At 48.0% G+C, this 12,651-nt stretch carries 8 protein-coding genes and 1 pseudogene; 6 read left to right on the top strand and 3 right to left on the bottom strand.

Features of this window, described 5'->3' with window-relative positions:
* Window positions 1-381: 381 nt before the first annotated feature.
* A complete protein-coding gene (locus OC443_RS23410; protein WP_073582871.1) occupies window positions 382-1,488 on the bottom strand; it encodes a YibE/F family protein in 1,107 nt (368 codons plus the stop codon).
* 68 nt (window positions 1,489-1,556) lie between these two features.
* Entirely contained in the window at window positions 1,557-2,936 is a 1,380-nt protein-coding gene (locus OC443_RS23405; RefSeq protein ID WP_073582873.1) for an alkaline phosphatase, read from the bottom strand.
* A gap of 393 nt (window positions 2,937-3,329) precedes the next feature.
* Between OC443_RS23405 and ahpC the strand changes: the two genes are divergently transcribed.
* The 5 genes and pseudogenes from ahpC to ggt all read left to right on the top strand — a co-directional run bounded on the left by ahpC (window position 3,330) and on the right by ggt (window position 10,161).
* Window positions 3,330-3,887 (top strand): alkyl hydroperoxide reductase subunit C, encoded by a 558-nt coding sequence (ahpC, locus tag OC443_RS23400; protein WP_073582875.1) that lies wholly within the window; start codon window positions 3,330-3,332, stop codon window positions 3,885-3,887.
* 158 nt (window positions 3,888-4,045) lie between these two features.
* Entirely contained in the window at window positions 4,046-5,614 is a 1,569-nt protein-coding gene (gene ahpF / locus OC443_RS23395) for an alkyl hydroperoxide reductase subunit F (RefSeq protein ID WP_073582877.1), read from the top strand.
* A gap of 309 nt (window positions 5,615-5,923) precedes the next feature.
* Window positions 5,924-6,813 (top strand): annotated as a pseudogene (locus tag OC443_RS23390) (IS4 family transposase); the annotation flags it as partial.
* Window positions 6,814-7,127: 314 nt separating this feature from the next.
* Entirely contained in the window at window positions 7,128-8,129 is a 1,002-nt protein-coding gene (locus OC443_RS23385; RefSeq protein WP_073582881.1) for a 2-hydroxyacid dehydrogenase, read from the top strand.
* Between the two features lie 286 nt (window positions 8,130-8,415).
* On the top strand, window positions 8,416-10,161 hold the full coding sequence (gene ggt, locus OC443_RS23380) for a gamma-glutamyltransferase (protein ID WP_143169310.1): 1,746 nt from the start codon (window positions 8,416-8,418) through the stop codon (window positions 10,159-10,161).
* Between the two features lie 22 nt (window positions 10,162-10,183).
* Here ggt and OC443_RS23375 read toward each other — a convergent pair whose 3' ends face one another.
* The gene (locus OC443_RS23375) at window positions 10,184-10,924 is read right to left on the bottom strand and encodes a PQQ-dependent sugar dehydrogenase (RefSeq protein ID WP_073582885.1); all 741 of its coding nucleotides are present in this window, start codon (window positions 10,922-10,924) and stop codon (window positions 10,184-10,186) included.
* A gap of 153 nt (window positions 10,925-11,077) precedes the next feature.
* Between OC443_RS23375 and OC443_RS23370 the strand changes: the two genes are divergently transcribed.
* Window positions 11,078-12,508, top strand: a complete 1,431-nt coding sequence (locus OC443_RS23370) for a YfcC family protein (protein ID WP_073582887.1) — start codon at window positions 11,078-11,080, stop codon at window positions 12,506-12,508.
* Window positions 12,509-12,651: the final 143 nt, after the last annotated feature.

Below are 12,651 nucleotides of genomic sequence, written 5' to 3'. Positions count from 1 at the left end.
GGTGGATGAACCTATCATGCAGCGTAAACTGATGGATGAAAAGCGGGGATGACAGAAGTGCATAACAGGTAACATGAATCGTGAAATATGAAGTGAAATCAGGAGTGATGATACGTGCGATTTGTCGCAATATTTGAGATGAAAAGCCTTGAGATAAGCGATTTTAGTCATGCCTGTTTCTGCTATTGCTCAAAATCTGAAGTAATAAGATTTGATATGAACAATTTGAGTGGTGTCAATTTTAGTCATGTCTGTCCGCATTGTTGATGGTTGACATTGTTGGTGATGGCAACGTCTGTTACCAGGTTTATTGGCATCTGTCCGAGAAAAACAGCAGAAAACAGCAGGGACAGACGCCAGTATTATTCATCACAGCTGACTTCAGTGACTCACTTCCTGCTTTCTGCTAATGCCCGCGACTACCGGCTTTTGCCGGGTTAGCATCAGACTGGCAATCCAGGCGGTTGCAGGGGCAACGATAATCAGCGCCATACTTCCTATCAGCGTCCGGCAGATTTCAGAAGCGACCAGCTTCATGTTCAGAATCTGCATCAGGCTATTGCCACGTGTTGTAAAAAGCATCAACAAGGTCAGAAAACCACCGGCATAAGCAAGCAGTAATGTTGTGGTCATGGTTCCGATGACAGCGTTCCCGACCCGTAATCCGGATTTCAGCAGATTCATCCGGCTGATTTCCGGGCTGTTATACTGAATCTCTTCCATGGTCGCTGCCATTTCCATCGCAACATCCATCGCTGCGCCACTGGCACCGACCAGAATGGCCGCATAAAGAATACCTGCCATATCCAGCCGCATTTCATTTTCAAACAGTAACGGTTGTGCCAGAGGTTGTGTCATCCCGTCCAGATGAAGCATTTTTCCAACGACAATACAAAGCACCGTGGTCACAATCAGACCGATGACTGTCCCTGATAAAGCGGCTTTGCCTTTATACGTCCATCCGGCGACAGAAAGAATAATCATGCTGCTCAGCACAATGACCGTGAGACAGGTGATCAGTATCGGTGAAAATCCGGCCAGCAGTCCGGGGATCAGCAAACCAAAAATAATCGCAATTGATCCGATAAAAGAAAGCAGGGAATAGAGACCAACCCGCCGGGCGTAACCGAGTAAACCCACCGAAAATAAGATCATCAGACCAATCAGCACCGGCAGACGAAATAAAGCGACAACATGGTAACGATCGTGCTGCTCTGCGACGACCACCTTGTCGCCAACCTGATAGAACTCATCATATTCCATCGCACCTGTCAGCAGATTTGCGGTTTTGACCTGCTGATTTTGTCCGAGCCTGACGGTGAGCTGCTGATCCCCGACCCGGGCTGTTCCGATAATGGTAACCCGGTCGTTATTAACAGAAACTACTTCACCGATTTGATGAGAAAGCTGCCCGTCACCGGAGTGAAAAACAGCCCCGAAGAGTGCACCGGCGATCAGCACCGCGCACATAAGAATAAGACCACGCATAAACACTGACCCTCTCAGAAAGATAAAAAGGTAAGCACACAGGTGTGCTTACCTTGGACGTTATCGCATTACAAACCAATTTTTACGTCCATCGCTTTCGCCAGTTTTTTTGCAACATCTGTATTATCCCCGAATCCGCCAAAGCTGGCAGAATCGACGCCGATGGAGGAAACAGGAAGCTGTACCGCCGTATGTGCATAAGATGTCCAGTAAACACCGGCTCGTCTTGATGTGATGTGCGCTACTGTCATTGCAACCGGATCATAACCACCCCAGACTTTGGTTTTATCTTTCTTACCAGCATCAACAAAATCCATAGCAGCTTCAATTTTCGCTTTTTCTTTTGCTGTCAGGTCGGTCAGACCAAACTTGTTACCGATATGCTTATAAAATGCAGCCCGGTCACCGTTATAAGTTTTCTGCAGTTTATCTTCTACCGATTCTTTAAAGTTCACAATCCGGTCGAGATTCATGAAATACTGTTTTCCCATGCCCAGTCCCATACCACCGGTTTCATGGTCACCCACCACAACTATCAGGGTTTCTTTCGGATGCTGCTGATAAAACTTCAGTGCTGTTTTGACTGCTTTATCGAACGCAAGTGTATCACCAATCACACCCGCAACATCATTTGCGTGAGCAGCATGGTCAATCCGGCCACCTTCAACCATCAGGAAGAAACCGTCTTTATCTTTCGATAACAGATCAATCCCTTTTTTGGTTATTTGAGCCAGTGATGGTGTGACCTTGCGATCAATTGAATAAGGCAAGTGAGACTTGGTAAACGCGGCGAAAATATGATCGCCGGATTGTGGCTGATAGTTGAGGAAATACTGGCTTGAATCCTTGCCGATAAATGTCCGGTACCCTTTATGTTTGAATTCATCGACCAAATTACGATCATCTTTGCGCTTGGAACCCTGGCCGGTGATGAAATGGCGGAAACCACCGCCGGCAAAGAAGTCGACGCCGGAATTAACATAATCGACTGCAATTTCATTTTCTGCATTGCGGTTTTTATTTTTTGCCGCAAATGTTGCCGGGGTGGCGTGGGTCAGACGTGTGGTGGTGATCAGGCCTGTCGCTTTTCCCTGCTTCTGCGCACCTTCCAGTAACGTGCTCAGTTTTTTGCCATCCGGTGTCATTGCGATGACACCATTATTGGTTTTCATTCCCGTTGCCAGTGCCGTGCCTGCTGCTGCTGAATCGGTAACCAGAGAACTGGCAGATTGCGTGGTAATAATGCCGGAAACCGGCATAGAGTTGATAGCTAAATGATAGTTAGGATCATGCTTTTGTTCCTGTGCGTAGTATTCCGTGATCTGACGTTGGGCAGAGCTCATACCGTCGCCAATCATATAGAATACATATTTAGGTTCCTGAGCAGCATTGGCCGCTGCACTGATCAAAACAGAACTGATGATTATAATTTTTTTGACATTGAACATTGGAAATCCTTGCTCCGTGTAATGAATGAAACAGGGAACTTATAGGATTTAAATATGACAATTTTGTTTAACATTGTGCATCGATGAGCAATAAGAAAACCTTACTTGATACCCATCAATGCTAACTCAAAGTTTTTTATATTTTCATTTTTTTGTCATATTTTTCATAAATTTAATCTGTATGGCTGTAACTGGCGGGTTTTACCCCCGATAACCTGCAACTGTTCAGTTATATCAATCACTCCGGCCAAAACATTAAAATTACCTATCAATAAGATAGACAATATCGATTTTATTTAAACGCCTGCCGGTGACAATATACTTTCCGAAGGCAAGATTTGCTCGTCTAAAACAATTTTTGCTCGTCCAAAACAACAAAAGGAAAGTAAAGAAATGATCAACACTAAAATCAAACCATTCAGCGCGACTGCATTCAAACAAGGTGAATTCGTTGAAGTAACAGAACAGGATGTTCTGGGTAAATGGGCTGTATTCTTCTTCTACCCTGCTGACTTTACCTTTGTTTGCCCAACTGAGCTTGGCGACCTGGCTGACCAGTATGAAGAACTTCAAAAGCGCGGTGTTGAAGTGTACTCAGTCTCAACTGACACGCATTTCACTCATAAAGCATGGCATGATAGTTCAGACACTATTGGTAAAATCAACTACTACATGCTGGGCGACCAGAATGGCAGCATCACCAATAACTTCGGTGTGATGCGTGAAGGTCAGGGTCTTGCAGACCGTGCCACTTTCCTGATTGACCCTGAAGGTGTGATTCAGGCAATGGAAATCACTGCTGAAGGCATCGGCCGTGACGCTGACGACCTGCTGCGTAAAGTGAAAGCTGCTCAATACGTTGCGGCTCACCCAGGTGAAGTTTGCCCGGCGAAATGGAAAGAAGGTGAAGAAACTCTGGCGCCTTCTCTGGACCTTGTCGGCAAAATCTAATCCTGAACGAACCGACACCGGTTCCGGAAACTAAATCAAATTAAGAGAGCATTCCAGGTCTGATACCTTGACGACCATCGGTCTGGTTTGCTCTCTCCTCTGCTGATTTACCCGGCATAAGTTTTTATCCGGCATCATCATTAAAAGGTATGTAAACCATGCTAGACCAAACGATTCAACAACAACTCAAACAATATCTGACCAATTTAAAAGAAGATATTCGTCTGGTGGTGAGCCTGGACGAAAGCAAAGCATCGGACGATGTTCAGTCTCTTGCCAGCCAGATTGCGCAATTAAGTGACCGTATTACGGTTGTGCGCGATGATCATGCCAGTGATCGTAAACCGGTTATGTCCATTCAAAACCCGGAGAAAGGTACATCTCTGCGGTTTGCCGGCCTGCCAATGGGACACGAGTTCACCTCACTTGTTCTGGCACTGCTTCATTCCGGCGGACACCCAATGAAGCTCGAAGCTGACCAGATTAAACAGATTGCCGCGTTAGATAAAACACTTGATGTTGAAGTCTTTATTTCTCTGTCATGTCAGAACTGTCCGGACGTGGTTCAGGCATTCAACATGATGGCGGCAATTAACCCGAAAATTAAAGCGACCATGATTGATGGCGCGCTGTTTCAGGATGAAGTGAAACAACGCGATATCATGGCTGTTCCCAGTGTTTTTGTGAATGGTGAGCTGTTTGGTCAGGGTCGTATGTCTCTGACTGAAATCCTCAATAAAGTGGATGACAGCGCCAGTGAGAAAGCAGCAAAAGCATTAAATGAAAAAGATCCTTATGACGTACTTGTTGTCGGTGGTGGCCCGGGTGGCAGCGCAGCCGCTTTATATGCAGCCCGTAAAGGCATCCGTACCGGCGTGGTCGCGAAGCGCTTTGGCGGACAGGTCATGGATACGATGGCGATTGAGAATTTCATCTCTGTGAAACGCACCGAAGGACCGAAGTTAGCGACGGATCTTGGCGAACATCTGAAAGAGTACGATGTCGACGTTGTGACCGAGCAACAGGCTGAAAAGCTGATGAGTAGCGCACATACAGACGATGGACTGATTCATGTTCAGCTGGCAAGTGGTGCGGTTCTGAAGAGTCAAAGTGTGATTCTGAGTCCGGGAGCCCGCTGGCGTGAAATGAATGTTCCGGGTGAACAGGAATACCGCAATAAAGGCGTGGCATACTGCCCACACTGTGACGGTCCGCTATTTAAAGGTAAACGGACTGCCGTGATTGGCGGTGGTAACTCAGGCATTGAAGCAGCGATTGACTTGGCAGGTATTGTTGAACATGTGACCGTGCTTGAATTTGCTGATGTGCTGCGCGCTGATCAGGTCTTGATTGATAAAGCGAACTCACTGCCGAACATCGACATCATTACCATGGCTCAAACCACGGAAGTTGTGGGTGATGGTAAACGTGTCACCAGTCTTCAGTACAAAGACCGCAACACCGATGAAATCAAAACGCTGATCCTGTCAGGTATCTTCGTCCAGATTGGTCTTGTTCCGAATACCGAGTGGCTGAAAGACTCAGAGGTGCAACTTTCACCACGCGGTGAAATTGAAGTTGGCAGTCACGGTGAAACCAGCATGGAAGGCGTATTTGCCGCGGGTGACGCAACCACAGTGCCTTACAAACAGATCATCATTGCAATGGGTGAAGGGGCAAAAGCCAGTTTAGGCGCATTTGATTACCTCATTCGTAAGCAAAGCTAACAAGGCCAGGATAACGATTTTCAGGAATACAAAGCGGGTAGCATCAGGCTATTCCCTTACAGAGACGGGCAGACTGTAAGTGAGCTTTGTGATAAGAAAAATAATAACAGCCCATATCCATTCACCAGCAGACGCCTATCTGCTGGTTTTTTTTATTTTGAATCATTATTGAGTCAAAGGAATAATCTGGACAGGCACTGAAGAATCGGGTTCAAGCATAGGGATGCGTCAGGACTGTCGGCTGCGTCAGGACAGACGCTAAAGATAATCGGGACAGACAGATAATCGGGACAGACGCTGAGGTATCGCAGTTCATTCCGGGTTCACGATGAATTAGCCGAAGTTTTTCCAAGCCGTTTTCACCGAACACCGGCGGCCATTGAATGTCATCTGACCATGTCGCTGAAAACGTTGTCTCTGAAAGCGATGACAATCACCGCTGATACAGCTTCCGAGCGGACTTACCTGCCCAAGCCCGCCTCGTTGAAAAATAAACTGTTACTGGCCGATGCCGGCTATGTTGATTTTTCTTTTTTTGATGCGGTTGAGCGACAGGGGGCGCCTGGATAGTCCGGGGACTTCAGGCGCTGAACCCAACGATAACTGAAGCAACTATTGGCAAAGGTCGTTTGCTTCCCAAACTGGCCGGGAAAAAGCTCAAAGAGGTGAATCGCAGAACCAGCCGGGCAGAAGTGCTGGATTTAAAAGTGCACAGGGGAAAGCAGGTTTTTCGGGTGGTCAGATGCTGGTTTAAAGAAGAAAAACGTTTTTGTCTGTGGGTGACGAATTTACCGGCTGATAAGTATAGTGCTGACGATATCATGTCGATTTACCTGTGTCGCTGGCAGGTTGAATTGCTGTTTAAGAAATTAAAATCCGACACGAATTGGCGCCGCTTTGCGACCCGGCAAAAAGCGATAGTCGAAGGTGTTGTCCGGACGAGCTTGCAGGCCTTAATTGTCCGGCGTTTTATCGCTTTAAAGAGCCCGGGCAATATCTCAGTCAGCAAAGCAGCAAAGAACGTGGATATCGGATTACTCCCGATATTGACGGCCTATATCCATCAGACATGGTCGGAAATAACGGCTTGTCTGGAATGGGTGATGAAACATATATCGGAAAATGCCTTAAAATCACCTCAGAGAAAATCGAGGCGAGACAAGATTTTAGATGGCATTTTTGAAAAGCTTAATTTTTAAGGTCCGGTCTATGTGCCCCTGCTGTAACTAAGAATATTATTCGTCTCTCTTTTGACTGAAAGGAAAGAGGCTATGTTGAATCATAGCTCAATATCTCCGGGCACATCACCGGGAAAATAGCCGGACAGACGCCAGGTATCGGACACAAAGAAACTCAGCCAGCTCACGCAAATGTGACTGTCCACATTGTTAGTGGTGACTGAACATGATCTGGATCAAATTCTGGATTGGATCAAACGAATTGTGTTTTAATGATAATTATCACAATTTGTATTTCTGAGGTCGCTGACCTCAAACCAATTCCGGAGACAGTTATGATCGATATTGCTTTTTTTAGTGCCAAATCTTATGACAGGACTTCGTTTAGTCAGGTGGCTGATCCTGCGTTGTTCCGGCTTCATTTCCATGAATTTCGCCTGACTGAAACCACAGCAAAGATGGCAGCAGGATTTTCGGTGGTTTGTGCTTTTGTCAATGATGAGCTGAATGATGATGTGCTGACTGTACTTTATGAAGGTGGCACGCGGTTGATTGCGATGCGTTGTGCAGGCTTCGATAAAGTTGATTTAGTTGCGGCAAAACGACTGGGAATGCAGGTTGTCCGGGTGCCGGCTTATTCACCTGAGTCGGTCGCAGAACATACCGTTGGGTTAATGATGAGTTTGAATCGCCGTTTCCACAAAGCTTATCAGCGCACCCGGGACGCAAATTTTAATCTGGAAGGGCTGGTCGGGTTTAATTTCTATGGCAAAACAGCCGGAGTGATCGGCACAGGAAAAATCGGGATTGCAGTGATCCGGATTTTACGCGGCCTCGGTATGGAAGTGTTGTGTTATGACCCGTTTGAAAATCCGCAGGCCATTGAGCTGGGCGCCTGTTATGTGTCGCTGGATGCTATCTTTTCACAGGCTGATGTGATCACCTTACACTGTCCGATGACGGAGGAAAACCGCAATATTATCAATGCAGATGCATTTGCACAGATGAAAGATGGTGTGATGATTATCAATACCAGCCGGGGCGGATTACTTGATTCAAGCGCCGCGATAGAAGCCTTGAAAGCCGGCCGGATAGGCTCGCTCGGACTGGATGTTTATGAAAACGAGACGGAGCTGTTTTTTCAGGACAAGTCGAATGACGTGATTGTTGACGATGTTTTCCGCCGTCTCTCAGCCTGCCACAATGTATTGTTTACCGGGCATCAGGCATTTCTGACTGAAGATGCGTTGCGTAACATTGCGACAACAACACTCGGCAGCGCGGCTGCATTTGAACAGGGTAGCCTGTCAGGCAATGAACTGATTGATGCGGCGTAACCGGCGCTTTCCCGGAAGAGTGACTTTGCTTCTTCCGGGAAATAACTCATCACTGCTGATTAACGCACTGATACGTGCCAAAGCCTCCTCTTTTTCTTCGTCCTGACTGATTAAAAATGATAAAACTCATGTCAGAATGTTACTTCTGGTGTAAATAAGTCCTTTATTTCAAAGTGATTTAATGTTTAAACTGTTGATTGTCTGCAATCTGAAACATTTGATTAACATTGTTTCGTGATGTGCAGGTGATGTATCAGGAACTTTCATCGATTGAATAAGGATATTTATGAAGACAAGAATATTCACGATAACTTCGTTACTGGCTTTTTCTCCTTTCACGCTGGCGTCATCTCAGGTGACAGATGCGATTGCACCTGAGTCGACGACAGCCGTTGTCAATAAAAAAATCGTCACAGCGAAGCGTTATATGGTTGCAGCGGCAAACCCGCATGCGGTTCAGGCCGGTTATGACGTTCTGAAAAAAGGCGGTACTGCCGCCGATGCACTGGTTGCGGTGCAAACCGTGCTCGGACTGGTTGAGCCACAGTCATCCGGGCTGGGTGGCGGGGCTTTTCTGGTCTATTACGATGCCGGAAAACAGAAACTGACGACCTTTGATGGCCGTGAGACCGCACCGATGGCTGCCCGCCCGGAGCTGTTTCAGGACGAAAACGGCAAACCGCTTAAATTCTATGATGCCGTGGTCGGCGGCCGTTCCGTCGGCACGCCCGGCACGGTAAAACTGATAGCGACATTGCATCAAAAATACGGTAAACAACCGTGGGCCGAGTTATTTCAACCGGCTGAAAATCTGGCGCAACACGGTTTTAAGGTGTCTCAGCGTTTAGCGGGTGCGATTGCAGATGATCAAAAACGGCTCAGTCGTTATCCCGATACCCGGGATTACTTTTTTCACAAAGATGGTTCCCCGTTAGCGGAAGGCGATTTACTGGTCAACCAACCTTATGCTGACACGCTGAGGCTGTTGGCAAAAGAAGGTGAGCGGGCCTTTTATCATGGGCAGATAGCCAAAGATATTGCCGCGAAAGTTAACCGAGTCAAAGATAATCCGGGCGTCTTGTCTGCACAGGATTTTGCGGTGTATCAGATCAAAGAAAGAGAACCTGTCTGTGCGCCTTATCGCCAGTATGATGTGTGTGGTATGGGGCCACCGAGCTCTGGTGCGCTGACCGTCGGGCAGATTCTGGGGATTGCCGGTCACTTCGATTTGAAGGCGATGGGGCCAGACAGCCCCAAAGCGTGGCAGATTATCGGCGATGCTTCGCGTCTGGCTTTTGCGGATCGCGGGCGTTATATGGCGGATACGGATTTTGTGCCAATGCCTGAAGGTTTGCTGGATCCGGCTTATCTGGCCTCGCGGGCAAAATTAATTCAACCGGGTAAGGCATTGAAAAGTGTGAGTGCCGGTGAACCACCATGGAAAAACCGGATTGCCCTGGCTGACGATCAGTCGATTGAGCTGCCGTGTACCACCCAGATTGTGATTGCAGATCAGTACGGCAATATTATTTCGATGACCAGCACGATTGAAAATGGCTTCGGGTCGCGGGTGATGTCACATGGTTTCCTGCTGAATAATGAACTGACAGACTTCTCGTTCGCGTCCTACGCGAATGGCTATCCGGTTGCAAACCGGGTTGAGCCGGGTAAACGGCCACGTTCATCGATGGCACCAACGATTGTAATGAAAGACGGCAAGCCATATATGGCGGTCGGTTCTCCCGGTGGTTCGCGGATTATCGGCTATGTCGCTTCAACCCTGATTGCCCATATTGACTGGGGTATGGATATCCAGCAGGCGATTTCTCTGCCGCATTTGCTGAACCGTTTTGGCACCTATGATCTGGAAGCCGGGACCACTGCTGAAAAAATGCAGGCACCGCTGGAAAAAATGGGCTTTCAGGTTAACCTCCGGGATTTGAACTCCGGTCTGCAGGGCATCGTCTTTAGCGGTGATCAGCTATCCGGTGGCGCAGACCCCCGCAGGGAAGGCACGGCGATGGGTGATTAAAACGCTTGAAAAGAGGCTGATTTCAGCCTCTTTTTTGTGTGTCTGAAGTGCCTGTCCCCATAATCGCCATAATCGTCGCCTTAATCGATAATCTGTGTGTCCCCACAATCCATCTATCGCGTCGTGTTTGAGGTGTCTGTCCCCGTAATCCCGGAATGGTGCCATCAATGTTCAGCCGGATGATCTTACCGGCATCGCGCTGAAGGTTCTGTGCGTCTTTCCGGTTGCCCCGTTCACCCAGTGAAAGGAATACATGCCCCTGATGATCAAAAGCAATCCGGGCACCAAAGTGTTTTGAAGAGCGGGAAGGGTGGCTGGCGGTGAACAGAGTCTGCCAGTTGATCAGCTTCCCGTTGTGCAGTTGCCCCCGGCCAAGTGCGGTCGCCGTGCCATTTGACACCGGTTTGGTATAAGAAAGATAAATCCAGCCCGGTTGTGTCTGGCTGTGAAGTACCGCAACATCCATCAGCCCGCCTTGTCCGGCATCAATGACGCTGGGAACGCCCTCAATCCATTTGAATGCCAGTGTCTTTGTCTCCAGGGTAGCCAGCCGGCCGGATTTCAGGGTAATCAGCAGGGTTTGATCGTTCAGAAAATCAACGCCCCAGGGAATTCCGTCGAGCCGGGCCAACTGAGTGACCTGCAAAGGAAGGTTGTCTGACGAAGTTCTGGCCGTATTTTCTGAGTGAGAGACCGAAGGATAGACAGAAAGAAATACCACGATAAACATGACATAAATATCTTTAAATGGCTTTGAGTTCATATCTGTGGCCCTGTATCAGTTTACGACTGATATAAGTATACCCAAGACTCTTCCGGTGAATTGATACTAAACTGATACCATATTTGTTGATACTTCACTTATAGAATAAACACTGAGGCGCTGAGTGTTGAACTGTCACAAGGAAGGTATTTTATGATGAGCGAACAGGCTGAATATTCCTCCCGGCCTGATACCGATATATTTCCGTCCTATTATCACAACCAGCATCCGTTTCTGATGTTGATCGTGATTCTTATTGTTATCTCCGTTGCGGCGGACTTTATTCCGGGGGGTGTCTATGAACGGGTCATGATTGGTGGACGGACTTATGTCGAACCGGCGACATTTCATTATGTAGAAAAAACCACAATTGGTGTGGATGATTTTTTTCTGTCTTTTTTTGAAGGATTTAAAAGCGCCAGTGGCCTGATGGCGATGGTGCTGTTTGTCGGTGGGGCATTTGGTGTGATGCGGCGCATCGGCCTGATGGACGCGGCGGTGGTTGCGTTTGTTGCCGGATTGCGGCGGGTCCATTTTATACCGCTGACGTTGTTGATTATGGGGGCGTTCGGCACGCTGGTTTCACTGACCGGTATGTACGAACTCAGTATCGTGCTGGTGCCTTTGATCATCCCGGTCTATCTCAAACTGGGGTATGACGTGATTGTTGGTACGGCCGTTGTGTTAGTTGCGGCATGTTGTGGCCTGAGTGTCGGCATGACCAATCCTTTTTTTACCGCGATTGCACAACATATTGCTCAGCTGCCGCTCTATTCAGGCATCCTGTACCGGCTCTGTAGTTTTATGGTGTTGTTATCGTTGGGGCTGTTGTTTATTTATCGTTATGCAAAAAAAGTCAAAGCGAATCCACAGCGCTCACTGATGGCTGGTTTCCCGGTGACTTATGGTCAGGTTGAGATGGATCGTTATCCGATGACGGCTGCCCGTCGCCGGGCTGGCGTGGTTTTTCTGTTGTGCTTTGGTTTTCTGCTGTACGGCAGTATCTTTCTTCAGTTCTCATTTGCGCAGATGTCCGCAACTTTTATCGCAATGGGGCTGCTGGTTGGTCTGGCGTTCGGGGCCCGGCCGAATCAGATCTGTCATATGTTTGCTGAAGGAATGAATGACTTACTGATTGCGGCGCTGGCGATCTTTTTTGCCCGGGCGATTTTATACATTATGCAGCAGTCGCAGGTGATTGATACCGTAATTCACGCCTTGTCTGGCCTGATTAACGGCTTTCCCGGCATGGTGAGCGCAGTGTTGATTTACTGTGTACAGACATCGATTAATTTTCTGGTGCCGTCCGGAAGCGGGCAGGCGGCAATGACGATGCCGGTGATTATTCCGTTGTCCGATATGGTTGATGTCAACCGTCAGGTCGCGATTCTGGCTTCTCAGCTCGGCGACGGGATGTCGAATTTTATCTTCCCGACCAATGGTGCACTGATTGCGATTTTGTCAGTTGCCGGGATTCCGTACCGCCTTTGGTTCCGGTTTTTTGTGCCGCTGTTTGCCATGCTGGCACTGGCTGCTGTGGGGCTGGTTTGCGGGGCAGTTTATATAGGATACGGGCCGTTTTAGTCCGGCCCGGTTCTGGTTTATGGTTGCTTTACAACGGGAAAAGTTATTTTTCTTTCCCGGATTCCTGCTGAGCAGCACTTTGCGGCGTATTACCCTGAAGCGCAGCATTATCTGGCGGATAATCACCCTGATGTGCATTCTTC

The sequence above is a fragment of the Vibrio quintilis genome (assembly GCF_024529975.1).
Lineage (GTDB): Bacteria > Pseudomonadota > Gammaproteobacteria > Enterobacterales > Vibrionaceae > Vibrio > Vibrio quintilis.
This window is presented reverse-complemented; position numbering and strand designations above follow the sequence as displayed.

Bases quoted from the DNA above. Each gene is read 5' to 3' on its own strand.
- ahpC (WP_073582875.1), top strand. From the start codon at position 3,330: ATGATCAACACTAAAATCAAACCATTCAGCGCGACTGCATTCAAACAA.
- OC443_RS23370 (WP_073582887.1), top strand. From the start codon at position 11,078: ATGATGAGCGAACAGGCTGAATATTCCTCCCGGCCTGATACCGATATA.
- OC443_RS23385 (WP_073582881.1), top strand. From the start codon at position 7,128: ATGATCGATATTGCTTTTTTTAGTGCCAAATCTTATGACAGGACTTCG.
- OC443_RS23375 (WP_073582885.1), bottom strand. From the start codon at position 10,924: ATGAACTCAAAGCCATTTAAAGATATTTATGTCATGTTTATCGTGGTA.
- OC443_RS23410 (WP_073582871.1), bottom strand. From the start codon at position 1,488: ATGCGTGGTCTTATTCTTATGTGCGCGGTGCTGATCGCCGGTGCACTC.
- OC443_RS23405 (WP_073582873.1), bottom strand. From the start codon at position 2,936: ATGTTCAATGTCAAAAAAATTATAATCATCAGTTCTGTTTTGATCAGT.
- ahpF (WP_073582877.1), top strand. From the start codon at position 4,046: ATGCTAGACCAAACGATTCAACAACAACTCAAACAATATCTGACCAAT.
- ggt (WP_143169310.1), top strand. From the start codon at position 8,416: ATGAAGACAAGAATATTCACGATAACTTCGTTACTGGCTTTTTCTCCT.